Here is a 25631-nt window from a genome sequence, read left to right as displayed (position 1 = left end):
GCTTTCCTCCGGGCGCTTCCCTTCGGTCTTGCGTTTCCGACTCTATCAGATCTTTTCTCGATCCGATTTCCTCGGTGCTTTCCAGGTTCCCGCTTTCGCGTTTCCCTTTCCGGCGGTTCCGACTCTATCAGATCCTTTCGGCGTCTGACTCCCAGTCAGGGGGGTTTGGCTTCCGGGCTGTTGGGCCCTTCCGACGAGTGAGACTTTACCGGATTCCTGGCTCCCGACCTAATCGGGGGCCGACGTCCTTTCGAACGCGGATTCCTCATTTCGAAAATACGCACACCAAAGCGGCCGACACCGAAGCGTCGAAACAGTGGGTGGTACTTGCGGAATGGCTGTCCGGGGACCGACCGGGGTCGGCGCTCACGTCGGACAACTCGGAGAACACTACGTACGGGCGTGGGGTGTGTCAACTCATGTCCCAGGGCCCCTCCGCAGGCGTACTGTGGACGACATGACGACGCGTACGTGTACCCAGCTCTGGTGGGCCGCCTGACGGCGGCCGGACTCACGTATGCACCCAACGGCCGCCGCCTCGGCGGCCGTTCTCGTATCTCCCTCCGGGACCCGGGGGCCGGCCGCGAAGGCGGTGGCCTCGATCGGAAGGTGGAGTGGAGATGACTCGGGTCTTCAGCGGGATCAAGCCGACCGGGCACGTGACCCTGGGGAACTACCTCGGGGCCATGCGGCGCTGGGCCGAGGTGGACCAGCACCAGGCGGAGTCGCTGTTCTGCGTCGTGGATCTGCACGCGCTGACCGTGGAGCACGATCCGGCGCGGGTGCGCAGGCTCAGCCGGCAGGCGGCGACCGTGCTGTTGGCCACCGGGCTCGATCCGCAGGTGTGCACCCTCTTCCTGCAGAGCCATGTCGACGAGCACACCCGGCTGTCGTACCTGCTGGAGTGCGTGGCGGCCGACGGTGAGATGCGGCGGATGATCCAGTACAAGGAGAAGGCCGCGCGGGAGCGGGACCGCGGCGGGAGCGTCCGGCTGTCGCTGCTGACGTATCCGGTGCTGATGGCGGCGGACATCCTGGCGTACGGCGCGGACCAGGTGCCGGTCGGGGACGACCAGGTGCAGCACGTGGAGCTGACGCGGGATCTGGCGGTGCGGTTCAACCAGCGGTACGGGCACACCTTCGTGGTGCCGAAGGCGACGCGGCCGGAGGTGGCGGCGCGGGTGATGAACCTCCAGGACCCGACGTCCAAGATGGGGAAGTCGGACGACTCCGGGCCGGGGATCGTCTATCTGCTGGACGAGCCGGACGTGGTGCGCAAGAAGGTGTCGCGGGCGGTGACCGACAGCGGGCGGGAGGTCGTCTACGACCGTGCGGAGCGGCCGGGCGTCGCCAATCTGCTGGACATTCTCGCTGCGTGCACGGGTGGGAACCCTGCGTCACTGGCGAACGTTTACGACTCGTACGGCTCTTTGAAGAAGGACACCGCGGAGGCGGTGGTGGAGGTGCTGCGGCCGGTGCAGGCCAGGCACCGGGAGCTGTGCGCTGATCCGGCCTATGTGGAGGGGGTGCTGCGGGATGGTGCGGAGAAGGCGCGGGCGCTGGCCCGGCCGACGGTCGATACGGCCTATCGGGCGATAGGGCTGCTGCCGCCCGTGGCGGAGCCGTCGCTGAGCGCCGCGGGTTAGCGGGCCGGCGTGCCGAGCGGGCGGTGGGCAGCCGCCGCCCGCGGGGGCGCCGGGGTCGGTCCTGTCAGTCCTTCTTGCCGGAGGCGAGTTCGCGGCTGCGGTCGCGGGCGGCTTCGAGGGCGGCGATGAGGGCGGCGCGTACGCCGTGGTTCTCCAGTTCGCGGATGGCGTTGATCGTGGTGCCCGCGGGGGAGGTGACGTTCTCCCGGAGCTTGACGGGGTGCTCGCCGCTGTCGCGGAGCATCACGGCGGCGCCGATCGCGGACTGGACGATGAGGTCGTGGGCCTTGTCGCGGGGCAGGCCGAGCAGGATGCCCGCGTCGGTCATGGCCTCGACCAGGTAGAAGAAGTACGCCGGGCCGGAGCCGGAGAGCGCGGTGCAGGCGTCCTGCTGGCTCTCGGGGACGCGGAGGGTCTTGCCGACGGCGCCGAAGATCTCCTCGGCGTGGGCGAGGTGCTCGGCGGTGGCGTGACTGCCGGCGGAGATGACGGACATCGCCTCGTCGACGAGGGCGGGGGTGTTCGTCATGACGCGGACGACGGGGGTGCCGGAGGCGAGGCGCTCCTCGAAGAAGGAGGTGGGGATGCCGGCGGCTCCGCTGATGACCAGGCGGTCGGCGGGGATGTGCGGGGCGAGCTCGTCCAGGAGGGTGCCCATGTCCTGCGGCTTGACCGTGAGGATCAGGGTGTCGGCGGTCTTGGCGGCCTCCGCGTTGCCGACCGGGGTGACTCCGTAGCGGGTGCGGAGTTCGTCGGCGCGTTCGGGGCGGCGGGCGGTGACCAGGAGGTCGGCGGGGGCCCAGCCGGCCCGGATCATTCCGCTGAGCAGGGCTTCGCCGATCTTGCCGGTGCCGAGGACTGCGACTTTCTGGCTCATGCGGCTCAGTTTCGCACCGGGGTGGGGGGTTGGGGGGTGGTTGTCCGCTGGGCGGACGCCCGCCGGTGTGGGGGGCGTCCACCGGGTGGGTGCCGCTCGGGTGAGGTGTCGCTCGGGGCTCACGGGGTCCGGCGTCGCAGGGTCGCCGCGCCGAGTCCCAGCACCAGCAGCGCGCAGCCCGCCACGATCGCGATGTCCCGCACGAAGGTGGCCGTCATGTCGGTGTGGTGCAGCACCTCGTTCATGCCGTCGACGGCGTACGACATCGGCAGAACGGCGGAGACGGCCTCCAGGACGGGGTGCATGTCGGAGCGGGGCGTGAAGAGGCCGCACAGGAGGAGCTGGGGAAAGATCACCGCGGGCATGAACTGGACCGCCTGGAATTCCGAGGCCGCGAAGGCCGAGACGAAGAGGCCGAGGGCCGTGCCGAGCAGGGCGTCGAGGAGGGCGACGAGGAGGAGCAGCCAGGGGGAGCCGGTGACGTCGAGGCCGAGGAGCCAGACCGCGAGTCCGGTGGCCAGGGCGGACTGGACCGCGGCGAGGGCGCCGAAGGCGAGGGCGTAGCCGGCGATGACGTCGGCCTTGCCGAGGGGCATGGCGAGGAGGCGTTCGAGGGTGCCGGAGGTGCGCTCGCGGAGGGTGGCTATGGAGGTGACCAGGAACATCGTGATCAGCGGGAAGATGCCGAGCAGCGAGGCGCCGATGTTGTCGAAGGTGCGGGGGCTGGCGTCGAAGACGTAGCGCAGCAGGATCAGCATCACGCACGGGATGAGGATCATCAGCGCGATGGTGCGCGGGTCGTGGCGGAGCTGGCGCAGGACTCGCGCGGCGGTGGCGGTGGTGCGGGCGGCGTTGAGCCCGCCGGAGGCCGTGGTGCGGGTGGCCGGGGTGGTGTCCGGGTTCGCGGGGCGCGTGGCGCTCGGGCTCATCGGGTGCTCTCCTTCGTGCGGCTCGCGGCGGCCGCCTCGTCGACGAGGTGCAGGAAGGCGGCCTCGACGGTGTCGGCGCCGGTGCGGGTGCGCAGGGCGTCCGGTGTGTCTCCGGCGGCGAGGATCTCGCCCTCGCGCATGAGGAGGAGGCGGTGGCAGCGCTCGGCCTCGTCCATGACGTGGGAGGAGACGAGGAGGGTGACGCCGCGGGTGGAGGCGAGGTCGTGGAAGAGGTGCCACAGGTCGCGGCGCAGGACGGGGTCGAGGCCGACGGTGGGCTCGTCCAGGACGAGGAGTTCGGGGGTGCCGAGCAGGGCCACGGCGAGTGAGACCCGGTTGCGCTGGCCGCCGGAGAGGTTGCCGGCGAGGGAGTCGGCGTGGCGGGTGAGGTCGACGTCGGCGATGGCCTGGGTGACGTGGTCGTGGCGGCGTCGGGCGGCGGCGCGGCCGGGGTCGAGGATCGCGGCGAAGTACTCCAGGTTCTGGCGGACGGTGAGGTCGTCGTAGACGGAGGGGGCCTGGGTGACGTAGCCGATGCGGTTGCGCAGGGCGGGGTGGCCGGCCGGGTGGCCGAGGACGTCCAGGGTGCCGGTGACCTTGGCCTGGGTGCCGACGATCGAGCGCATGAGGGTGGATTTGCCGCAGCCGGAGGGGCCGAGCAGGCCGGTGATGCGGCCGCGGGGGACGGTGAAACGGAGGTGGTTCAGGACGGTACGGGTGCCTCGGACGACGGTGAGGCCGTCGGCGTGGACGGCGGGGGCGGCCGGCTCGGGTGGCGGGCCCGGCTCATAATTCATCATGTGATGAATAATCTGCGGTGGCCCTGAGGACGTCAAGGGGCAGACACACGGAAACGGCGGCCGGCGTGGGCCGGCCGCCGCCGAGGACGGGAGGGGAGCGGGGGGACCGGGTCAGGACCGGCCGCCGCCGAGAACGGGGGGCGGGGAGAGACCGGGCCAGGACCGGCCGCCGCCGAGAACGGGGGGCGGGGAGAGACCGGGTCAGGGCCTGTGGGCGACGAGGAGGACGACGTCGTAGGTCTCCTCCACGACGGCGTCCGGGAAGATCTGGAGCAGGTGGCCGCGCTCCTCCTCCAGGAAGGCCGTCCTGCGCTCCGCCGGGGTGACGAGGAAGGCCGAATGGCTGCCGATGTTGGCGAGGTGGGTGTCGATCGGCACGCGGCGGCTCCAGCGGACCGTGCGGCGGGTGAAGTCCAGGCGCCCGCTGGGATCGGCCCGGTCGACGAGCCCGCCGGCCTTGCTCCGCTCGGCGCCCTCCCGGACCTCGGCGGCGGGGCCCGGGCCGAGGAAGCGGCCCGTGCGGTCGGCGGCCTCGGCGATCCACTCGACGTCCAGCGCTTCGGTGTTCCACCACAGGGCCAGCGCACCGCCCGGTCGCAGCACACGCAGCGCCTCCGGGACCGAGCGGTCCGGGTCGGTCCAGTGCCAGGCCTGGGCGTAGGTGACGAGGTCGGCGTGGGCATCGGTGACGGGGAGGGCGTTGCCGCTGCCCCTCACCAGCGGGATGTGCGGCAGCGTGCGGCGGAACTCGGCGGCCATGCCCGCACCCGGTTCGACGGCGAGGACGTCGGCGCCGCGGGCGTGCAGGAGGGCGGTGGCGATACCGGTGCCGGCGCCGACGTCGACGGCCCTGGCACCGGACAGCGTGCGGCCGGCCAGTTCCTCGACGGCGTCGAGGAGGGCGGGCGGGTAGGAGGGGCGGTTCGCCGCGTACTGGGCGGCGGCGGAGTTGAAGGACTCGGCTCGGGCGGCGTGCAGGGCGTGCGGGTCGGCGGGCGGGGGCTGAGTGGCTGTCATGAAGGCATGGTGGGTGGGAGGGAGTGGAGGGGGACAGCCGTTTTCTCCTCGCGCCACCTTTCCGGCGCGCCCGCCCTCGGCACGGCGCCCGGGCCACGCTCGCCGCGGCACACTCGGCCTCGGCACGCTTGCCCGCGGCGCGCTCACCCCGGCGCGGGTGGGTGCCGTGTCGTTCGGCGGTGGTCTACCGGTGGCGCTTCTTCCTGGAGGGGTTGCCGGTGCGGCGGGTGGTGCGGCGCTCGTGGGCCTCGCGGGCCTTGTCGTACTCCTCGCGGTGCAGCTTCTCGCCCGGGGCCTCGGTGAGGGAGCGGAAGAAATAGGCGAGGAGGGAGCCGACGAAGCCGATGGCGAGCAGGCCGCGCAAGGAAGCCTGGCGCTGCGGGTCGTGGCGCTTGCCGAACCCCTCCCAGGTGTTGCGGAAGGCGAGCGCGCTGCAGATACCGAACATGGCGACGACGAGTACGGCCACGAAGGAGCCGGTGTCGGCGATCCGGATGCCGTCGTAGGCGAACCACAGCACCAGGCAGGAGACGGCGGCGGCCACGAGGGAGCCGACGGCGACGCCGGCGCGGCGGGCCGCGTAGCCGTTGTCGTGGTGCACCCAGGACGTGCCGAAGAAGCGCAGGGGCTCGGGGCGGGGCCCGCCACCCCGGGGCGCACCGGCCTTCCCGGGCCCGCCGGTGGGGCTCGCCGAGGTGTCCGCGGTGCCGGTTTCGTCGCTCACGGGACGATTATGGCTCCGGCCACGAGCGGGGTCCCGGGCGGGGCGGAGCCGGGCAGCGGGCAACCGGGCAACCGGGCAACCGGGCAACCGGGCAACCGGGCAACCGGGCAACCGGGCAGCCGGGCAGCCGGGCAGCCGGGTCCACCCAAGCACCCGACCCGCATCGCACCCGCATCGCACCCGTACCCGTACCCGCACCCGCACCCGCACCCGCACCCGAGCGTCTGCGAGCACCCGCCACCCCGAGCATTTCCGAGCCCCCGAGCATCTGCGAGCATCCGCCCCGCAGGCACCCCGGCCCCGTCCGACCGGACTCGCCTGCCCGGGACTCGCGGCCGCCCGGCCGGGACTCGCGGCCGCCCGGCCGGGCAAGGCCGCCGCACGCCCCCGGCTGCGCGGCCGGGAGACCGGTCGCCCGACCGGGACACCGGCCCGGACACCGGCCCAGGAGGCACGGCCGGCCGGCCAAGTGCGCCGGCCGGTCCGGAGGTCGTGGGCGGAGGGGGTTCAGCTGCAGCGGGGGGCGATGTAGCCGTCGCTGCCGGTGTGGACGAAGGCGTCCGAGACGTACTCGCCGCTGTCGATGAGGTCCCAGATGTTCGTCGTGCCGTAGGGGCCGGACACCGTCGTGCCGGGCGTCTGGCAGTAGATCGGCACGCGGACGCCCTCCGGCAGGACGCGGACGAGGTTGTACTGGGTGCCCGGGCCGCTGCGGACGTTCAGCCGCACGCCGGGGGCGACGGCATAGGTGCGTACGGCGGCCGCCGCCTGCGCCGTCACGCCCTCGCGGCTGCCGTCGGTTTCCTCGACCTCTTGTACACGGTCAACAGACATGAACGTGGTCCTCCCCCGTCATTTCCCTGTAACTCGGCGCGAAACGCGTGCGCGCGACTCGCACGCAGACGCTAGCAAGCCGCCTCTGTCTCGTACGAGTCATCGACTAGGCTCCGTGCGTCGCGCGCGCGGACGAAGAGCACGGGGGTGGTCCATGGCGCCACAGCGCAATACCGGAGCGGGCGCGGAAGCGGAACTTCCGGAATGGGCCGGTCACTACCGCCTGGAGTCCTGTCTGGGCTCCGGCGGCATGGGAGTCGTGCACCTCGCCCGCAGCACCTCGGGGATGAAGCTCGCGGTGAAGGTCGTACACGCCGAGTTCGCCCGGGACCCCGAGTTCCGAGGACGCTTCCGGCAGGAGGTGGCCGCCGCGCGCCGGGTCAGCGGGGCCTTCACCGCGCCCGTCGTCGACGCCGATCCGGAGGCCGAACGGCCCTGGATGGCCACCTTGTTCATTCCCGGCCCCACCCTCTCCGAGCAGGTGAAGCGGAAGGGCCCCATGGCTCCCGAGCAGCTGCGCCGGCTGATGGCCGGGCTCGCCGAGGCGCTGCGGGACATCCACCGGGTGGGGGTCGTGCACCGGGACCTGAAGCCCAGCAACGTGTTGCTCGCCGAGGACGGTCCGAAAGTCATCGACTTCGGCATCTCCCGGCCGAAGGACAGCGAACTGCGCACCGAGACGGGGAAGTTGATCGGCACACCGCCGTTCATGGCACCCGAGCAGTTCCGGCGCCCGCGGGAAGTGGGGCCGGCCGCCGACATCTTCGCGCTCGGCTCGGTCATGGTGCACGCGGCCACCGGGCGCGGTCCCTTCGACTCCGACAGTCCGTATGTCGTCGCCTACCAGGTGGTCCATGACGAGCCCGACCTGGCCGGCGTACCGGAGGGCCTCGCCCCGCTGGTGCGGCGGTGCCTCGCCAAGGAGCCCGCGGACCGGCCCACGCCGGACGAGCTGATGCGGGAGCTGCGCTCGGTGGCCGCCTCGTACGACACGCAGGCGTTCATACCGGCGCAGCGGCGAAGCGAGGACGGGCCCGCACCGGCGGCGCCCGGCCCTTCCGAGCCGGCCGGGGGGCGCCCCGCCGTGAAGCGTCCGGGCCGTCGGCGGGCGGTGCTGGCGGCCGGCGCCCTCGGGCTGGCGGTGGTGGGCGCACTCACCGCGGTCGGGACTGCCGGGGTGACCGGTGTGTCCGACGGGGGCGACCACTCCGGCGGCCGGAAGGGCGCGGCCACCCGGACGGCGGCCTACGGCACCTGGTCGGCCCGGCCGGCGGTCGGGGGCGAGGGCATGCCGCACTGCGCTTACCAGGGGGGCAGGCTGCTGTGCGCGCGGGCGGGTGTCGTCTTCGCGCTCTCCGGGACCGACGGCAGGCTGCTGTGGCGGCGCCCGGTCGACACGCGTTCCCCCAGCGGCCCGCCGGCCGTCTCCGGCGGCCTGGTGCAGCCGTACACGGACGGTGGCTCACGTGTCGCGGGCCTCGATCCGGCCTCGGGCAGGCAGGTGTGGCAGCGCCCGCTGCCCGCGGGGACGACCGTCCGGTACGCCGGCGACACGGCCCTGCTGACCGGGGCCGACGGGACGGTCACCGGGGTGGACGGCGCGACCGGCGCCACGCGGTGGCGGCGGACGCTACCCGGTCAGGGGGTGCCGTCCCTCGTCACGTTCCCCGGCGCGTCCTCGGCCTATGCGACCCGTACGTCCGCCGACGGGTCGAGCACCCGGGTGAGCGCGGTCGACGCGGGCACCGGCGAGGTCCGGTGGGAGGTGCGGCTGCGGGGCTGGCTCAAGCCGTTCGCCGCCCAGGACGACGGTTCGGTGTCCTTCCTGGCCGTCGACAGCGGCTACGGCGCCGAGGAGATCGTCCGGTACTCGCCCCGGACGGGGGCGGCCCGGCGGGTCGCGCTGCCGACCGTGCTCGACGGGGCGCACGCCACCGTGCGCGGCGACGTGGCCTACGTGCTGGCCACCGGCGGCTCCCTGGACGCCGTGGACGTGGAGTCGGGCAGGCGCCTGTGGCACCTGGAGACGTCGGTGAGCCGCGGTTCGCTGCCCGTCGTCCAGGACGGGCGGGTGTATTTCACCGCGAGCGACGGCCGGCTGCTCGCCGTGGACGCCGGTAAGGGCCGGCTGGTCGGGCAGACACCGGCCCGCCTGGGTGCCGGCTCGGCGCGGGTCGTGAGCGCGCCGTCCGCCCCGGTGGCCGCCGGCGGCCGGGTGTACGCCGGCGCGCCCGACGGCACCGTCTTCACCGTGGACGGCCACGCGCCGGCCACGTGGTGACCACGCGCCGCCACGCCCGCCCCGGGGGTGCGCCGCCACGCTGGCCCGGTGGTGCGACGGCGAAGGGGCCGCCCCCGCCCGGGAGGCGGCCCCTGCCACGGCTGCGGCCCGACCGGTGCCGGTCGGCCGGTGTCGGCCGGCCGGTCGGTATCGGTGGGCCGGTGGGTATCGGCCGGCCAGTCGGTGTCGGCCGGTGTCGGCCGGCCGGTCGGTGTCGGTCAGCCCAGTCGGGACACGTCGCGCACCGCGCCCTTGTCCGCGCTGGTCGCCATCGCCGCGTAGGCGCGCAGAGCGGCGGAGACCTTGCGTTCGCGGTTCTTCGGGGCGTAGCGGCCGTTGAGGGCCTGCTCGCGGCGGGCCAGCTCCGCCTCGTCGACCAGCAGCTCGATCGAGCGGTTCGGGATGTCGATGCGGATGCGGTCGCCGTCTTGGACCAGCGCGATCGTGCCGCCGGAGGCCGCCTCGGGCGAGGCGTGGCCGATGGACAGGCCCGAGGTGCCGCCGGAGAAGCGGCCGTCGGTGATCAGGGCGCAGGTCTTGCCGAGGCCGCGGCCCTTCAGGTACGAGGTCGGGTAGAGCATCTCCTGCATGCCGGGGCCGCCCTTGGGGCCCTCGTAGCGGATGACGACGACGTCGCCGTCCTTGACCTCCTGGGTGAGGATCCGCTGGACGGCCTCCTCCTGGGACTCGCAGACGACCGCCGGGCCCTCGAAGGTCCAGATCGACTCGTCCACGCCGGCCGTCTTGACCACGCAGCCGTCGACGGCGAGGTTGCCCCGCAGCACGGCCAGGCCGCCGTCCTGGGAGTAGGCGTGCTCGACGGAGCGGATGCAGCCGCTCTCGGCGTCCTCGTCCAGGGCCTCCCAGCGCTCGGACTGGGAGAACGCCTCGGCGGAGCGGACGCAGCCGGGGGCCGCGTGCCAGAGCTCGACCGCCTCCGGGGAGGGGGAACCGCCGCGCACGTCCCAGGTCTTCAGCCAGTCGGCGAGGGAGGGGCTGTGGACGGCGTGGACGTCCTCGTTGAGCAGGCCGCCGCGGTGCAGCTCGCCGAGGAGGGCGGGGATGCCGCCGGCGCGGTGCACGTCCTCCATGTAGTACGTGCGGTCCTTGGCGACGTTCGGGGCGACCTTCGCCAGGCAGGGCACGCGGCGGGAGACGGCGTCGATCTCGTCGAGGCCGAACGGGACGCCGGCCTCCTGGGCGGCGGCCAGCAGGTGCAGGATCGTGTTGGTGGAGCCGCCCATCGCGATGTCCAGGGCCATGGCGTTCTCGAACGCCTGGAAGGTGGCGATGTTGCGGGGCAGGACGGTGTCGTCGTCCTGCTCGTAGTAGCGGCGGGTGAGGTCCATCACCGTGCGGGCCGCGTTCTCGTACAGGGCGCGGCGGGCGGTGTGCGTGGCGAGGACCGAGCCGTTGCCGGGCAGGGAGAGGCCGATGGCCTCGGTGAGGCAGTTCATCGAGTTGGCGGTGAACATGCCGGAACAGCTGCCGCAGGTCGGGCAGGCGTTCTCCTCGATGCGGAGGATGTCCTCGTCGGAGATCTTGTCGTTGACCGCGTCGGAGATCGCGTCGACCAGGTCGAGCGTGCGGACCGTGCCGTCCACGAGGGTGGCGCGGCCGGACTCCATGGGGCCGCCGGAGACGAAGACCGTCGGGATGTTCAGGCGCAGGGCCGCCATCAGCATGCCCGGGGTGATCTTGTCGCAGTTGGAGATGCAGACCAGGGCGTCGGCGCAGTGGGCCTCGACCATGTACTCGACCGAGTCCGCGATCAGGTCGCGGGAGGGCAGGGAGTACAGCATGCCGCCGTGGCCCATGGCGATGCCGTCGTCCACGGCGATCGTGTTGAACTCGCGCGGGATGCCGCCCGCCTCCCGGATCGCCTCGCTGACGATCCGGCCGACCGGCTGGAGGTGGGTGTGGCCGGGCACGAACTCGGTGAAGGAGTTGGCGACGGCGATGATCGGCTTCCGGCCGATGTCCGCGCCGGGTACACCGGAGGCACGCATAAGGGCGCGGGCGCCCGCCATGTTGCGGCCGTGGGTGACTGTGCGGGACCTCAGCTCGGGCATCGTCGCTCGCTCCTTCAGACAGATAGGGCTGCTATCGAGCGTACGCCGGTCATCCAGGGTGCGGGACGGAGTGTCCGTGATTCGGGACACCCGTCTCGTGTGCGCGAGGACGCGAACCCGCGCCGTACGGCTCCGTACGGCGCTTTCCGCAGGATGGTTTCCGTACGACGCTTTCCGTACGACGGTTCCCGTACGAGCATTCAGGCGCGGGTCAGGTGTCCCTGTACGACCGGTGCGACCCGGGCGATGATCTGCTCGAGGTCCGCCGAGGCCAGCGGCTCCAGCTTGATCACGTAGCGCATCAGCGCCGTACCCACCAGCTGTGCGGCCGCCAGCTCGGCCCGCAGCTCGGCGTCCGGCAGGTCCAGCTGCGCGGCGATGCGGCGCAGCAGCTGGGAGGCGACCAGGCGGCGGAGCGCGGCGGCGGCGGTCTCGTTGTTCACGGCGGACCGCAGGATGGCGAGGAGGGGCGTACGGGTCGTGGGGTTGTCCCAGACGCCGAAGACGAAACGGGTCAGCCGCTCGCCGACACCGTCCAGCGGCCCCTCGGCCAGCGCGTTCGGCGCGTCCAGCGCGGGCGCGAAGGCGACCGCGACGGCCGCCTCGAACACCTGCTCCTTGGTGCCGAAGTAGTGGTGGACGAGGGCGGAGTCCACGCCGGCGGCCTTGGCGATGCCGCGTACGGAGGTCTTCTCGTACCCGCGCGCGGAGAACTCCTCGCGGGCGGCGTCGAGGATGCGCTCGCGGGTGCCGGCGGACTCGGTGCGCGGGGGGCGGCCGCGGCGGCGGGGGGCGGGCTCGGTCATCGCCGGGGCACCCGGACCGGCGAGGCGAGGTGCTTGCGCGTGAACTCCAGGGCCTCGGCGAGGTCGGCCTCGCGCTCGGCGCCGGACATCGCGCGCCGGGTGTTGACCTCGATCACGACGTGGCCGTCGAAGCCGGTGCGCACCAGGCGCTCCAGGAGCTCGGCGCAGGGCTGGGTGCCGCGGCCGGGGACCAGGTGCTCGTCCTTGGCGGAGCCCCGGCCGTCGGCAAGGTGGACGTGCCCGAGCCGGTCCCCCATGCGGTCGACCATGTCCAGGGCGTCGGTACGGGCCGTCGCCGTGTGGCTGAGGTCGATCGTGAAGTGCCGGTAGTCGTCGTTGGTGACGTCCCAGTCGGGGGCGTAGGCGAGCATCTCGCGGTCGCGGTAGCGCCAGGGGTACATGTTCTCGACGGCGAACCGGACGTCCGTCTCGTTCGCCATCCGCCAGATCCCGTCGACGAAGTCACGGGCGTACTGCCGCTGCCAGCGGAAGGGCGGGTGGACGACGACGGTGGACGCGCCCAGCTTCTCCGCCGCCGCGCGGGCACGCTGCAGCTTCACCCAGGGGTCGGTGGACCAGACGCGCTGGGTGATCAGCAGACAGGGGGCGTGGACGGCCAGGATCGGGACGCCGTGGTAGTCCGACAGGCGGCGCAGCGCCTCGATGTCCTGGCTGACCGGGTCGGTCCACACCATGACCTCGACTCCGTCGTAGCCGAGGCGCGCGGCGATCTCGAAGGCCGTCGCCGTCGACTCCGGGTAGACGGAGGCGGTCGACAGGGCGATACGCACGTCCGTTGGTTCAGCCACGTCCGTCACCTTACGGCGTGGAGCGGTGCCGGTGTCGGGTGCCTGTTCGCCGTTGTGAGGTTTGCCATTCGGGCGGATCCGGCGTCGCCGTGGCCGCTCGCGCGGTGACCCGCTCGGCCCGGCCGGGAAGCGCGGTGCCGCTCGGCCGGCCTGGTCCGAACGAGAGCCCTGGCTGCGCTGCTTCGGACGAGAGCCCTGGCTGCTCTGCTTCGGACGAGAGCCCTGGCTGCTCTGCTTCGGACGAGAGCCCTAGGCGGAGACCATGTGGTCCAGCCGCCGCAGGATCACGCCTTCCCGCAGGGCCCAGGGGCAGATCTCCAGGCTCTCCACGCCGAAGAGGTCCATGGCACCCTCGGCGACCAGGGCTCCGGCGAGAAGCTGGCCGGCCCTGCCCTCCGAGACTCCGGGCAGTTCGGCGCGCTGCTCGGCCGTCATGCCGGCCAGCCGCGGGACCCAGGCCTCCAGGGACTCGCGCTTGAGCTCGCGCTGGACGTAGGGGCCCTCGGCGCTGCGGGCGGCGCCGGCGAGGCGGGCGAGCTGCTTGAAGGTCTTGGAGGTGGCGACGACGTGGTCGGGGGTGCCGGAGCGGCTGAATTCGCCGACGGTGCGGGCGATCTCCGCGCGGACGTGCCGGCGCAGGGCGCGGACGTCCTCCGGGTCGGGCGGGTCGCCGGGCAGCCAGCCGGCGGTGAGGCGGCCGGCGCCGAGCGGCAGGGAGACGGCCGTGTCCGGCTCCTCGTCCATGCCGTAGGCGATCTCCAGGGAGCCGCCGCCGATGTCCAGGACCAGCAGCTTCCCGGCGGACCAGCCGAACCAGCGGCGGACGGCGAGGAAGGTGAGCCGGGCCTCCTCCTCGCCGGTGAGGACCTGGAGCCGTACGCCGGTCTCGTCGGCCACGCGCGCGAGGACCTCGTCGGCGTTGGTGGCCTCGCGGACTGCCGAGGTCGCGAACGGCAGCAGGTCCTCGACGCCCTTGTCCTCGGCGGCCTGGAGCGCGTCCCGTACGACGGCTATCAGCCTGTCGATGCCGTCGTCGCCGATGGCACCGCCGGCGTCGAGGAGTTGGGCGAGCCGAAGGTCGGCCTTGTGCGAATGCGCGGGCAGCGGGCACGCGCCGGGGTGGGCGTCCACCACCAGCAGATGCACCGTGTTCGAACCCACGTCCAGGACACCGAGTCTCATGGACGGAACGCTACTGCCAGATCGTCCGTCCACGGTCCCCTGAGCGGCCCTGGGCCACTTACCCTGGACGAGTGCCAAAGACGAAAAAGGCGAAGGTCGACAAGGCGGGCAAAGGTTATAAGTCCGCCAAAACCCCCAAGGAGGCGAAGATGAGCGACGAGAAGGGGCTCGACTTCGCGCGCGCCTGGGTGGAGTTCCCTGATCCGGCGGACGACGAGCAGGTCTTCCGCTGCGATCTGACCTGGCTGACCTCTCGCTGGAACTGCATCTTCGGCAGCGGCTGCCAGGGCATCCAGGCGGGCCGGGCGGACGACGGGTGCTGCTCGCTGGGGGCGCACTTCTCCGACGAGGACGACGAGAAGCGGGTCGCCGGGCATGTGGCGCGGCTCACGCCCGACATCTGGCAGCACCACGCCGAGGGGACGCGCGACGGCTGGGTCTCCGAGGACGAGGAGGGGTCCCGGCAGACCCGGCCCTTCCAGGGGTCCTGCATCTTCCAGAACCGGCCCGGGTTCGCGGGCGGCGCGGGCTGCTCGCTGCACATCCTGGCGCTGAGGGAGGGGCGGGAGCCGCTGGAGACCAAGCCGGACGTGTGCTGGCAGCTGCCGATCCGGCGGACGTACGACTGGATCGACCGGCCGGACGACACCCGGGTGCTCCAGGTGTCGATCGGGGAGTACGACCGGCGGGGCTGGGGGCCGGGCGGGCACGACCTGCACTGGTGGTGCACCTCGGCGACGTCGGCGCACGGGGCCGGGGAGCCGGTGTACGTCTCCTACCGGGCCGAGCTGACGGAGCTGATGGGGAAGGCCGGGTACGACCGGCTGGTCGAGCTCTGCGAACAGCGGCTGGCGTCACAGCTGCCCCTGCTGGCCCCGCACCCGGCCGACCCGGCACCGTAACCCCGCCCTTCCCTCCCCTCCACCCTCGCGACTCGCCCGGCCGGAAGGTGCACCCGGAGGCGACCCGCGCCACCCCTCGTCCCGGTTCGTCCGGCGGCCGGCGGCGCCTGGTCCGGTGAGGCCCGTGGGCCCGTCTGCGCCGGCTGGCTCGCGGGTCGGCGGCGCCTGTCTAGCCGGCCGACGGGCTCGGGGTTCCCGGGTCCGAGGGGGTGGGGGTCGGCGTCGGGGGCTCCGAGGGGGGCGGGGTCGTCGGGGTCGGGGTGGGGTCCGTGGGCGTGGGGGACGCGGTGGTGGGCGGAGCCGTGGGCGGTGTGCCGGGCGGCGTCGACGGGGGTGCGGAGGACGGGTGGGGGGTCGGGCGGCCGGGAGCCGTGCCGTAGCCGTCGATGGAGACCACCGCACCCGCCGGGGCCACCGCCACCCGCGCGTGCCACGGGCCGGACGGCTCGCGCAGGTGGTCGACGTACACCCTGATCGTCAACGTCCGGCCGGGCTCCAGGGTCCCCGAGGACTGGCTGAAGTAGAGCCACGGGGCCGCCGTGGACACCGACCAGCGCACCCCCGCGTCACCCGAGGCGGTCAGGGTGATCAGGGTCGTGTCGCCGTCGTTGGCGGCGCCGACCGTCAGCTGCCCGGCGCCCAGCCGGTCCCCTCCGTCGACGCTGACGACCTCCACGGAGACGTCCGCCTTGCCGTTCTCGCCGATGCGGGCGCCCGGCTTCACGCTGGCGTTGCCCGCGTTCTGGTAGCCGCCGGCCGTGTCACCGCCCAGCGCGTCGGGGCCCTGCGCCTCGCGCGCGGTGGCGGAGCGGCCGTCGTCGTCCCCGGCCGGACCGCCCCGGTAGGCGGCCCAGAGGGCGAGCACCGGCGCGGCGACGACCGTGGCGACCACCGTCGTCGTGACGGCACGCGCGCGCAGCCGGTCGCGGCGGGCGGCGCGGTCCTTGGGGTCCATCGGGAAGCCGCGCCGGTCGAAGCGCGGTGCGGCCGCGCCACGCGTGCGTGAAGGGTGCGCGAGAGCCATGTGGAGGGCCGCGCGCGGAGCCTCCAGGACGGGCAGCTCGGCGGGTGTGACCGTGGCGCCGGGCCAGCGGCCGGGGACCGCGCGGGCCGCCGTGCGCCGGCAGCGCGGACAGTCGTCGACGTGCCGGACCAGCTCGCGGCGCAGGGCCGTGCTGAGGACCAGCCGGCTGTCGCCGGTGAGGTGGGCCACGCTCGGGCAGCCGCCGGTCTCGACCACGGCGAGGGCGGCGCGGGTCCGTTCGACCTCGCAGGCGGCCGACGCGAGCAGCTCGCGCGCGGCGGCGGGTCCCATGCCGAGGACGGCGGCGACCTCGTGGGTGGCGAGGTGGTGGCGGACGGCGAGCTCCAGGGCCTCGCGCTGCTCGGGACTGGTGCCGGCCGCCTCCGGCCAGGCGAGCAGGGCGAGTTCACGGCGCCGCTGCTCCTCCGCCTCCGGAGCGGGGGACGGTGCCGGCACCCCGCTCCCGCCGCCGTGGCCCGCCCCCTTCGCCGAGCCCGTCGCCGTCCCCGGCCCGTTTCCCGGCCCCGGCCCGTTCCCCGGCCCCGGCCCCTTTCCGGCCGCCCGCCCGGCGCCGGCGCGGCCCGCCGCGTGCGTGGCCTGACGTTTCTGCTTGGCCTCGGCCAGCTTCCGCAGGCACGCCCAGCGGGCCAGCGCGTACAGCCAGGCCCGGCGGTCGCCGGCGGCCTCGGGGAGCCGCTGGCCGCGCCGCTCGGCCAGGACGAGGACGTCGCCGAGGGCGGCGGTGGCCGCGTCGTGGTCGCACAGCACCGACAGGCAGTAGGTGAACAGGCCGTCCAGGTACGGCTCGTACCGCGCCGGCGGACGCTGGGCGAGGGTGCGGGCGGCGGCGCGGTCGCGCGCCTCACCCGCCTCACGGCGTGCTTCACGCGCAGCACGCGCATCGCGGGGCGCCCGGTGCGCTCCGGCTGTGCGGGTGGTGGTCTCCGGACTGCTGCTCATCACCCGTGCGACCGTAGGCGGCGGTGGAGTGCCCCTTCTGGAACCTTGAGCACTTTTAATCCGTACGGGTGAAACGATCCCTCATAAGGGGACAGGACCCCTTTCTCCCGTGGCCGGATCTCGATGGGCGGTGGCCGGGAACGGACCACTCGTACGCGCTCCCGCTCTTCCGGCGGGCGGTTCCGGCCCCCGGGCGCCCGGCCCCCGCCCGCGTTGTCAGTGCCGCGGGCTACGGTTTCCGCATGGCTGCCCGTACCAAGACCACCAAGGACCGCCCGTCCTACCGCTGCACCGAGTGCGGCTGGCAGACGGCCAAGTGGCTCGGCCGCTGCCCCGAGTGCCAGGCCTGGGGGACGGTCGAGGAGTACGGCGCACCCGCGGTCCGGACGACGGCGCCGGGCCGTGTGACCAGCTCCGCGCTGCCCATCGGCCAGGTCGACGGCCGGCAGGCCACCGCCCGCTCGACCGGCGTGCCCGAGCTGGACCGGGTGCTCGGCGGCGGCCTCGTGCCGGGCGCGGTGGTCCTGCTCGCCGGCGAGCCCGGCGTCGGCAAGTCCACCCTGCTGCTGGACGTGGCCGCCAAGGCGGCGAGCGCCGAGCACCGGACCCTCTATGTGACCGGCGAGGAGTCGGCGAGCCAGGTGCGGCTGCGCGCCGACCGCATCGGCGCCCTCGACGACCACCTGTACCTGACCGCCGAGACCGACCTGTCCGCCGTCCTCGGCCACTTGGACGAGGTCAGGCCGTCCCTGCTGATCCTCGACTCGGTGCAGACGGTGGCCTCCCCCGAGATCGAGGGCGCGCCCGGCGGCATGGCCCAGGTCCGGGAGGTCGCCGGCGCCCTGATCCGCGCCTCCAAGGAGCGCGGCATGTCCACGCTGCTGGTGGGCCACGTCACCAAGGACGGCGCCATCGCCGGACCCCGCCTGCTGGAACACCTGGTGGACGTCGTCCTGCACTTCGAGGGCGACCGGCACGCCCGCCTGCGCCTGGTGCGCGGGGTGAAGAACCGCTACGGGGCGACGGACGAGGTCGGCTGCTTCGAGCTGCACGACGAGGGCATCACCGGTCTCGCCGACCCCAGCGGCCTGTTCCTGACCCGCCGCGCCGAGCCGGTCCCGGGCACCTGCCTGACCGTCACCCTGGAGGGCCGCCGCCCGCTGGTGGCCGAGGTGCAGGCGCTGACCGTCGACTCCCAGATCCCCTCCCCGCGGCGTACGACGTCCGGCCTGGAGACCTCCCGTGTGTCGATGATGCTGGCCGTGCTGGAGCAGCGCGGCCGGATCAGCGCCCTCGGCAAGCGGGACATCTACTCGGCGACGGTCGGCGGCGTGAAGCTCTCGGAGCCGGCCGCCGACCTCGCCGTGGCGCTCGCCCTCGCCTCCGCCGCCAGCGACACCCCGCTGCCGAAGAACCTGGTGGCCATCGGCGAGGTGGGGCTCGCGGGCGAGGTCAGACGGGTCACGGGCGTGCAGCGCAGGCTCGCCGAGGCGCACCGGCTCGGCTTCACGCACGCGCTCGTACCGACCGACCCGGGCAAGGTGCCGGCCGGCATGAAGGTCCTGGAAGTCGCCGACATGGGGGACGCGCTGCGGGTCCTGCCGCGCTCCCGTCGCCGAGAGGCCCCACGGGAGGCGGAGGACCGCCGGTAGACTTTGCCCTGGTCTCGCCCGTCCGTACGAACCGCGTGCCGGAACGGGAGCGCGTCAGAACCTGCGACCGGAGGAGTGCAGTGGCAGCCAACGACCGGGCAGCAGCTCCCGGAAAGTCCGGTGGGAGTGCCGGTACCGATGGCCTGATGCGCGCCTCGCTGAGCGCCGTCGCTCCGGGCACATCCTTGCGCGACGGCCTGGAGCGCGTCCTGCGCGGCAACACCGGCGGGCTCATCGTCCTCGGCTCCGACAAGACGGTCGAGGCGATGTGTACGGGCGGTTTCGTGCTGGACGTCGAGTTCACCGCCACCCGGCTGCGGGAGCTGTGCAAGCTGGACGGCGGCATCGTGCTCTCCTCGGACCTGTCGAAGATCCTGCGCGCGGGCGTGCAGTTCGTGCCCGACGCGACGATCCCCACCGAGGAGACCGGCACCCGGCACCGCACGGCCGACCGGGTCTCCAAGCAGGTCGGCTACCCGGTCGTCTCGGTGTCGCAGTCGATGCGGCTGATCGCGCTGTACGTCGACGGCCAGCGCCGTGTCCTGGAGGACTCGGCGGCGATCCTGTCCCGCGCGAACCAGGCGCTGGCCACGCTGGAGCGGTACAAGCTCCGGCTGGACGAGGTCGCGGGCACGCTGTCCGCGCTGGAGATCGAGGACCTGGTGACGGTCCGGGACGTCTCGGCGGTCGCGCAGCGCCTGGAGATGGTCCGCCGCATCGCCACCGAAATCGCCGAATACGTGGTCGAACTGGGCACGGACGGCCGGCTTCTCGCCCTCCAGCTGGAGGAGTTGATCGCCGGGGTCGAGCCCGACCGCGAGCTGGTCGTGCGGGACTACGTCCCCGAGCCGACGGCGAAGCGGTCCCGCACGGTCGAGGAGGCGCTCTCCGAACTGGACGCGCTCAGCCACGCGGAGCTGCTGGAGATGGGCACGGTGGCGCGGGCGCTGGGCTACACGGGCTCGCCCGAGACGCTCGACTCGGCGGTGTCCCCGCGGGGCTTCCGCCTGCTGGCGAAGGTGCCGCGCCTTCCGGGCGCCATCATCGACCGGCTGGTGGAGCATTTCGGCGGCCTGCAGAAGCTGCTGGCCGCGAGCGTGGACGACCTCCAGACCGTGGACGGGGTCGGCGAGGCCCGGGCGAGGAGCGTCCGCGAGGGCCTGTCCAGGCTGGCGGAGTCCTCCATCCTGGAGCGGTACGTCTGAGTCCGCCCCGGACCGGACCGCCCGCCACTCGGCCCGCCACGTCCCCGGGCCCCGGCTTCCCGCCGCACCGGGCCCAACTTTCCGCCGACCCGGAGCCCGGCCCGCCGACCCGGAACTCGGTCCGCCGCCCCGGGCCTCAGTCCGCCGACAGGACGAACGACGCCTGGACCTTTCCGTACCCCGGCGCCTTGGCCTCCAGCAGGTACGTGCCGGCCTTGGCCGTACCGCCGGAGGGTGTCGCGCAGTGCGCGGCGCTCGGCTTCCGGTCCCACTTCACGGTGTAGGTGATGGCCTGCCCGGCCGGCACCCGGAACAGCAGGCTGCCCGAGCCCTCGGGGCAGTCGGCCGACGACCAGTAGGCGTCGTCGGCCTCCGCCGGCGTGATCGTCAACACCGCGTTCTTCGGGCCGAGATCGACCTTGCAGTCGGCCGACGAGCCGTTCTTCGCGGTGAGTTGGAAGGTCGGCGTCTGGTCCGGCGAGTAGGAGTTGCGCACACTGCGCAGGCTCAACGCCACCGCGCCCGAGGTGCACTTGGGGAGGCCGGAGGAGGCCGGCAGCGCGTCGCCCGCACCGACGTCGCCGGCACCGGAGCCCGTACCCGAGCCGCCGCCGGAGCCAGCAGAGCCGCCGGAGCCGCCGGAGCCGCCGGTCGATCCGCCCCCCGAGCCGCTGCCCGCGCCGGAGCCGGAACCCGAGCCGCTCCCGGTGGTGTCCCCGCCGCCCGACTCGTCGCGTCCGCCGGGGTGTTGGCTGATCGCGGAGCCGGACGGGCTCGGCCCCGGCGTGATGGTGTGCGTGGGGTTCTTGCCGTCGCCGCCGTCGGCGCTCTTCTTGCCGCTCCCGCCGCCGGCGGTGACGATCCAGGTGATCACCAGCGCCAACAGGGCGATCACGGACAGCATTACGGCCCTCCGACGCCAGTAGATGGAGGAGGGAAGCGGCCCGACCGGATTGCGCAGAGATCCCACGGCGCAAACTGTACGAGAGATCCTCGCGCTTGCCCGCGCCACCCGCCGCGCCGGCGCCAACTTTTCCGGATCATCATCACGGCAACTGCTGCGGCAGGCACGGTTCTTCACGTTCCGCGACGGTGAGTGACCGCGCCGTCACCCTTCACGCCCGCCAACCCGTGGCAGGATCGGAAGGGCCATGACTGAGAAGCTGCACGCCCCCGTGATCGCCTGGTTCGACGCCCACGCCCGCGACCTCCCCTGGCGCCGCCCGGAGGCGGGCCCGTGGGGCGTGATGGTGAGCGAGTTCATGCTCCAGCAGACCCCGGTCAGCCGGGTGCTGCCCGTCTACGAGGAGTGGCTGGCCCGCTGGCCGCGCCCCGCCGACCTCGCCAAGGACACGCCGGGCGAGGCCGTGCGCGCCTGGGGCCGGCTCGGCTACCCGCGCCGGGCGCTGCGCCTGCACGGCGCCGCGGTCGCCATAACGGAACGGCACGGCGGTGACGTGCCGACGGATCACGGGCAGCTGCTGGCGCTGCCCGGCATCGGTGAGTACACGGCCGCGGCGGTGGCCTCGTTCGCCTACGGTCAGCGGCACGCGGTACTGGACACCAACGTCCGCCGGGTGCTCGCACGGGCGGTGACGGGTGTGCAGTACCCGCCGAACGCGACCACGGCCGCCGAGCGGCGCCTGGCCCGGGAACTGCTGCCCGAGGACGAGAAGACCGCCGCGCGGTGGGCGGCCGCCTCCATGGAGCTGGGCGCGCTGGTGTGCACGGCGAAGAACGAGGAGTGCCGGCGGTGCCCGATCGCCGGACACTGCGCCTGGCGGCTCGCGGGCAAGCCGGAGCACACCGGGCCGCCGCGCCGCGGGCAGACGTACGCCGGTACCGACCGGCAGGTGCGCGGCAAGCTGCTGGCCGTGCTGCGCGAGGCGCACGGGCCGGTGCCGCAGGCGGCGCTGGACCGCGTGTGGCACGAGCCGGTGCAGCGGGCCCGCGCGCTGGACGGGCTGGTCGCGGACGGTCTGGTGGAGCCGCTCGCGGGCGGTCTGTACCGGCTGCCACTGGGCTGACGGACAGCCAGGCCACAGCCGACGCGCGTCCGTTACGCGGAACGTTACGGAGCCTCCCGACCGGCAAATCCCTCCATACAGGGACGGAAAGGTTGTTCTCCTTACCCCGTTTCCGCTTCCGTTACACAACCGACGGATAGCCGATTGCCAGCCGCAGGCTGGTCCGCACAGCTCCGTGACAACCACTCCGTAGCTTCTTCTTCCGTGCCCGGCAGACCACGGGACACGGGGACAGCGGGACTCCCGGACCACACCGGGAGAACAACGGGGAACGGAGGCGGTCGATCATGGCGCAGGGCGAGGTGCTCGAGTTCGAGGAGTACGTCCGCACCCGGCAGGACGCGCTGCTGCGCAGCGCCCGCCGGCTGGTCCCGGACCCGGTCGACGCCCAGGACCTGCTCCAGACCGCGCTGGTCCGGACGTACGGCCGCTGGGAGGGCATAGCCGACAAGCGGCTCGCGGACGCCTACCTGCGCCGGGTGATGATCAACACGCGGACCGAGTGGTGGCGTGCGCGCAAGCTGGAGGAGGTGCCGACCGAGCAGCTGCCGGACGCCTCCGTGGAGGACTCCACCGAGCAGCACGCCGACCGGGCCCTGCTGATGGACGTCATGAAGGTGCTCGCACCGAAGCAGCGCAGTGTCGTGGTGCTGCGACACTGGGAGCAGATGTCCACAGAGGAGACGGCCGCGGCCCTCGGCATGTCGGCCGGTACGGTCAAGAGCACGCTGCACCGGGCGCTCGCCCGGCTCCGCGAGGAGCTGGAGGCCCGCGATCTGGACGCACGCGCGCTGGAGCGTGAGGAGCGGGAGCGTTGCGCGGCCTGACCAAGGCCGGGCCCGACCGGGTCCGAGGGAGTACACAGGCGGTGATCGCGGTGGGGGCCGCGCTCGCCGCCCTCGCCCTTTTGGTCGCCGCGTGCGGCAGCGGGGGCACGGGCGCCCGGGACGAGGGCCCGGCGCACGCCTCGGCGCTCAAGGGCGTCGGCGCCTCCCCCTCCCCCAGCGCCTCCGGGCGGTACCGCAAGGTGGATCCCGTCGCGCTGCTCAGGAGCGATCCGCAGGTCTCGGCGGCGGTGAAACGGGAGCTGGAACCGTGCGACGGCGACGAGTACCAGGTCGACGTCTCCTACGGCGACCTGACCGGCGGCCCGGTGGACGACGTCGTCATCAACGTGATGACCTGTGCGGACTGGGTGGGCATCGGCTCGTACGTGTACCGGGAGGAGCACGGCGAGTTCAGGAACGTCTTCAAGACGGAGGAGTCCCCGGTCTACGCGGAGATCGACCGGGGCACCCTGTCGGTCACCCGGCAGTACTACGACGAGGACGACGCGATCACCAGCCCGTCCGGTGACACCGTGACCCCCTACACCTGGAAGGCGGGCCGCTTCGTACCGGGCAAGCCCACCCGCAACGAGTACAGCGACTCCACCGGCGGGAGCCCGACGCCCGCGCCGGACAACTGACGCCGGACAGCTGACGCCGGACAACTGACGCCGGACAACTGACGCCGGACAACTGACGCCGGACAACTGACCGCCACACGTACCACGAGGACTGAGAGCACGGGATGGCAGACCAGACCCACGTCCTGTTCGTCGAGGACGACGATGTCATCCGCGAGGCCACCCAGCTCGCCCTGGAGCGGGACGGCTTCGCGGTCACCGCGATGCCCGACGGTCTGTCGGGCCTGGAGGCGTTCCGGGCCGACCGCCCCGACATCGCGCTGCTGGACGTCATGGTGCCCGGCCTGGACGGCGTCAGCCTGTGCCGCCGGATCCGGGACGAGTCGACCGTGCCGGTGATCATGCTGTCGGCGCGCGCCGACTCCATCGACGTCGTCCTCGGCCTGGAGGCGGGCGCCGACGACTACGTGACGAAGCCGTTCGACGGTGCCGTGCTGGTGGCCCGGATCCGTGCGGTGCTGCGCCGGTTCGGGCACGCCGGCGGGACCGCGCAGGCGGAGGAGGACGCGTCCGCGGTCTCCGGCACGCTGGCCTTCGGGGAGCTGGAGATCGACACCGACGGCATGGAGGTGCGCCGGGGCGGCCGGCCGGTGGCGCTCACCCCGACCGAGATGCGGCTGCTGCTGGAGTTCTCCTCGGCGCCGGGCACCGTGCTCTCGCGCGACAAGCTGCTGGAGCGGGTGTGGGACTACGGCTGGGGCGGGGACACCCGGGTCGTCGACGTGCACGTGCAGCGGCTGCGGCAGAAGATCGGCCAGGACCGGATCGAGACGGTCCGCGGCTTCGGCTACAAGCTGAAGGCCTGAGCGGAGCGGCGGCATGCGGGGGATATTTCACAAGCCGGTGCGGCGCATGGAGCGCGCGGGCCTGCGCACCGGACTCAGATGGAAACTGAGCGCGGCGATCGCCCTGGTGGCCGGTCTCGTGGCGATCGTGCTGAGCCTGGTGGTGCACAACGCGGCCCGCGTCTCGATGCTGGACAACGCGCGTGAACTGGCGAACGACCGGCTCCTGCTGGCCCAGCGCAACTACGAGCTGAACCGGGGCCCGATCTTCCCCTACATCAAGGTCGACGATCCCGAGCTGCCGGCCGCGCTGCGCGAGAAGGTCGAACAGGGCCGGCGGGCCAGTGACGTCTCGGAGCACGACGGGGTGCCGGACATCTGGGCGGCGGTGCCGATGAAGGACGGGCACGTGCTGTCCGTGCACCTGCACATGCCGGACCGCAGTACCGACATGATGAAGGACCTGGACCAGGCCCTGGTGATCGGCTCGGTCGCGGTGGTGCTCGGGGGCAGCGCGCTGGGGGTGCTGATCGGCGGCCAGCTCTCCCGCCGGCTGCGCAAGGCCGCGGCCGCCGCGAACCAGGTCGCCAAGGGCGAGACGGACGTCCGGGTGCGGGAGGCGATCGGCGGGGTCGTACGGGACGAGACCGACGATCTCGCGCGCGCGGTGGACGCGATGGCGGACGCGCTGCGCCAGCGCCTGGAGGCCGAGCGGCGGGTCACCGCCGACATCGCGCACGAACTGCGCACCCCGGTGACGGGCCTGCTGACGGCCGCCGAGCTGCTGCCGGCCGGCCGGCCCACGGAACTGGTGCTGGACCGGGCGAAAGCGATGCGCACGCTGGTCGAGGACGTGCTGGAGGTGGCCCGGCTCGACGGGGCGTCGGAGCGGGCCGAGCTCCAGGACATCATGCTGGGCGAGTTCGTCGCGCGCCGGGTGGCGGCCAAGGACCCGGCCATCGCCGTACGGGTGGTGCACGAGTCGGAGGTCACCACCGACCCGCGGCGGCTGGAGCGGGTGCTGTTCAACCTGCTCGCCAACGCCGCCCGGCACGGCCGGCCGCCCGTCGAGGTCACCGTGGAGGGTCGGGTCATCCGGGTGCGCGACCACGGTCCCGGCTTCCCGGAGGAGCTGCTCGCCGAGGGCCCGAGCCGCTTCCGTACCGGCAGCAAGGACCGTGCCGGGCAGGGCCACGGCCTGGGCCTGACCATCGCCGCCGGCCAGGCGCGGGTGCTGGGCGCGCGGCTGACCTTCCGCAACGTACGGCCCGTGGGCGCGCCCGCCCACATCCCCTCGGAGGGCGCGGTGGCCGTCCTGTGGCTGCCGGAGCACGCCCCCACGAACACGGGCAGCTATCCGATGCTGCCGCTGTCCGGCGGCCACCGGCGTCGCAGCGCGCCGGGGGCCCGGTAGGGGCGCGCGACGCCGAGAGGTCCGCACGTCGTCACGGAAGGCCGGCATGCGGGAAGCGGCCCCGGACCTCCCTGACCGGGCAAGGCCGCGGCCCGGCGCGGCGGACACGCACCGGGACCCTGGGACCGGAAAGGCCGAAGGCCCCACGCGGCGGACACGCGAGACCTTGGGACCGGAAAAGCCGAAGGCCCCACGCGGCGGACACGCGAGACCTTGG

22 protein-coding genes are annotated in these 25631 nt (G+C 73.4%); 10 read left to right on the top strand and 12 right to left on the bottom strand.

The annotated features are described in order from the left end of the window. The first annotated feature begins 620 nt into the window (after positions 1-620). Entirely contained in the window at positions 621-1646 is a 1026-nt protein-coding gene (gene trpS, locus ABZ576_RS17680; protein WP_360741110.1) for a tryptophan--tRNA ligase, read from the top strand. Positions 1647-1710: 64 nt separating this feature from the next. On the opposite strand, the gene proC is transcribed toward trpS, so the two are convergent. The 6 genes from proC to ABZ576_RS17650 form a co-directional block, all read right to left on the bottom strand. Next, entirely contained in the window at positions 1711-2523 is an 813-nt protein-coding gene (proC, locus tag ABZ576_RS17675) for a pyrroline-5-carboxylate reductase (RefSeq protein ID WP_360741108.1), read from the bottom strand. 119 nt (positions 2524-2642) lie between these two features. Then, a complete protein-coding gene (locus ABZ576_RS17670) occupies positions 2643-3452 on the bottom strand; it encodes an ABC transporter permease (RefSeq protein WP_360741106.1) in 810 nt (269 codons plus the stop codon). After that, positions 3449-4252, bottom strand: coding sequence for an ABC transporter ATP-binding protein (locus tag ABZ576_RS17665; protein WP_360741104.1), 804 nt, complete (start codon positions 4250-4252; stop codon positions 3449-3451). Before ABZ576_RS17665 ends, ABZ576_RS17670 begins: the two co-directional genes overlap by 4 nt. 201 nt (positions 4253-4453) lie before the next feature. Next, positions 4454-5269, bottom strand: coding sequence for a class I SAM-dependent methyltransferase (locus ABZ576_RS17660; protein ID WP_360741102.1), 816 nt, complete (start codon positions 5267-5269; stop codon positions 4454-4456). A 184-nt stretch (positions 5270-5453) separates the two neighbouring features. Continuing rightward, positions 5454-5993: an EamA/RhaT family transporter gene (locus tag ABZ576_RS17655; protein ID WP_360741100.1), complete on the bottom strand. Its 540-nt coding sequence runs from the start codon at positions 5991-5993 to the stop codon at positions 5454-5456. Between the two features lie 507 nt (positions 5994-6500). After that, a complete protein-coding gene (locus ABZ576_RS17650; RefSeq protein ID WP_360741098.1) occupies positions 6501-6827 on the bottom strand; it encodes an SH3 domain-containing protein in 327 nt (108 codons plus the stop codon). A gap of 154 nt (positions 6828-6981) precedes the next feature. Here ABZ576_RS17650 and ABZ576_RS17645 point away from each other — a divergent pair, with 154 nt between their 5' ends. After that, the gene (locus tag ABZ576_RS17645; protein ID WP_360741096.1) at positions 6982-9108 is read left to right on the top strand and encodes a serine/threonine-protein kinase; all 2127 of its coding nucleotides are present in this window, start codon (positions 6982-6984) and stop codon (positions 9106-9108) included. Between the two features lie 218 nt (positions 9109-9326). Here ABZ576_RS17645 and ilvD read toward each other — a convergent pair whose 3' ends face one another. The 4 genes from ilvD to ABZ576_RS17625 form a co-directional block, all read right to left on the bottom strand. After that, positions 9327-11180, bottom strand: coding sequence for a dihydroxy-acid dehydratase (ilvD, locus tag ABZ576_RS17640; protein WP_360741095.1), 1854 nt, complete (start codon positions 11178-11180; stop codon positions 9327-9329). Between the two features lie 200 nt (positions 11181-11380). Continuing rightward, the gene (locus tag ABZ576_RS17635; protein WP_360741093.1) at positions 11381-11986 is read right to left on the bottom strand and encodes a TetR family transcriptional regulator; all 606 of its coding nucleotides are present in this window, start codon (positions 11984-11986) and stop codon (positions 11381-11383) included. After that, positions 11983-12795, bottom strand: coding sequence for a sugar phosphate isomerase/epimerase (locus ABZ576_RS17630; protein WP_360741092.1), 813 nt, complete (start codon positions 12793-12795; stop codon positions 11983-11985). The genes ABZ576_RS17635 and ABZ576_RS17630 overlap by 4 nt, the downstream gene beginning before the upstream one ends. Positions 12796-13044: 249 nt before the next feature. After that, positions 13045-13977, bottom strand: coding sequence for a Ppx/GppA phosphatase family protein (locus tag ABZ576_RS17625; protein WP_360741090.1), 933 nt, complete (start codon positions 13975-13977; stop codon positions 13045-13047). 71 nt (positions 13978-14048) lie between these two features. Here ABZ576_RS17625 and ABZ576_RS17620 point away from each other — a divergent pair, with 71 nt between their 5' ends. Next, complete coding sequence (locus ABZ576_RS17620) at positions 14049-14879, top strand: hypothetical protein (RefSeq protein ID WP_360741088.1); 831 nt, start codon at positions 14049-14051, stop codon at positions 14877-14879. Positions 14880-15048: 169 nt separating this feature from the next. On the opposite strand, the gene ABZ576_RS17615 is transcribed toward ABZ576_RS17620, so the two are convergent. Further along, positions 15049-16866 (bottom strand): hypothetical protein, encoded by a 1818-nt coding sequence (locus ABZ576_RS17615; protein ID WP_360741086.1) that lies wholly within the window; start codon positions 16864-16866, stop codon positions 15049-15051. A 239-nt stretch (positions 16867-17105) separates the two neighbouring features. On the opposite strand from ABZ576_RS17615, the gene radA reads away from it, so the two are divergent. After that, a complete protein-coding gene (gene radA, locus ABZ576_RS17610; protein WP_360741084.1) occupies positions 17106-18515 on the top strand; it encodes a DNA repair protein RadA in 1410 nt (469 codons plus the stop codon). An 80-nt stretch (positions 18516-18595) separates the two neighbouring features. Then, complete coding sequence (gene disA / locus ABZ576_RS17605) at positions 18596-19720, top strand: DNA integrity scanning diadenylate cyclase DisA (protein WP_360741083.1); 1125 nt, start codon at positions 18596-18598, stop codon at positions 19718-19720. Between the two features lie 136 nt (positions 19721-19856). Here the strand turns inward: disA and ABZ576_RS17600 are convergent, their stop codons facing one another. Further along, the gene (locus ABZ576_RS17600; protein WP_360741081.1) at positions 19857-20690 is read right to left on the bottom strand and encodes a hypothetical protein; all 834 of its coding nucleotides are present in this window, start codon (positions 20688-20690) and stop codon (positions 19857-19859) included. A 181-nt stretch (positions 20691-20871) separates the two neighbouring features. Here ABZ576_RS17600 and ABZ576_RS17595 point away from each other — a divergent pair, with 181 nt between their 5' ends. The 5 genes from ABZ576_RS17595 (at position 20872) to cseC (ending at position 25414) form a co-directional block, all read left to right on the top strand. Further along, positions 20872-21747, top strand: a complete 876-nt coding sequence (locus tag ABZ576_RS17595) for an A/G-specific adenine glycosylase (RefSeq protein WP_360741079.1) — start codon at positions 20872-20874, stop codon at positions 21745-21747. Between the two features lie 287 nt (positions 21748-22034). Continuing rightward, complete coding sequence (locus tag ABZ576_RS17590; protein ID WP_055703482.1) at positions 22035-22574, top strand: SigE family RNA polymerase sigma factor; 540 nt, start codon at positions 22035-22037, stop codon at positions 22572-22574. Beyond that, the gene (locus tag ABZ576_RS17585) at positions 22562-23215 is read left to right on the top strand and encodes a hypothetical protein (RefSeq protein WP_360741077.1); all 654 of its coding nucleotides are present in this window, start codon (positions 22562-22564) and stop codon (positions 23213-23215) included. The genes ABZ576_RS17590 and ABZ576_RS17585 overlap by 13 nt, the downstream gene beginning before the upstream one ends. Before the next feature lie 104 nt (positions 23216-23319). Then, positions 23320-24021: a two-component system response regulator CseB gene (gene cseB / locus ABZ576_RS17580; protein WP_360741075.1), complete on the top strand. Its 702-nt coding sequence runs from the start codon at positions 23320-23322 to the stop codon at positions 24019-24021. Between the two features lie 13 nt (positions 24022-24034). Next, entirely contained in the window at positions 24035-25414 is a 1380-nt protein-coding gene (gene cseC / locus ABZ576_RS17575) for a two-component system sensor histidine kinase CseC (protein WP_360741073.1), read from the top strand. The last annotated feature ends 217 nt before the right edge of the window (positions 25415-25631 follow it).

This window comes from Streptomyces sp. NPDC013455 (assembly GCF_040632975.1).
In the GTDB taxonomy this organism is placed as follows: Bacteria; Actinomycetota; Actinomycetes; order Streptomycetales; family Streptomycetaceae; genus Streptomyces.
Note: the sequence above shows the minus strand (reverse complement) of the source record. Positions and strands in the feature narration are given on the sequence as shown.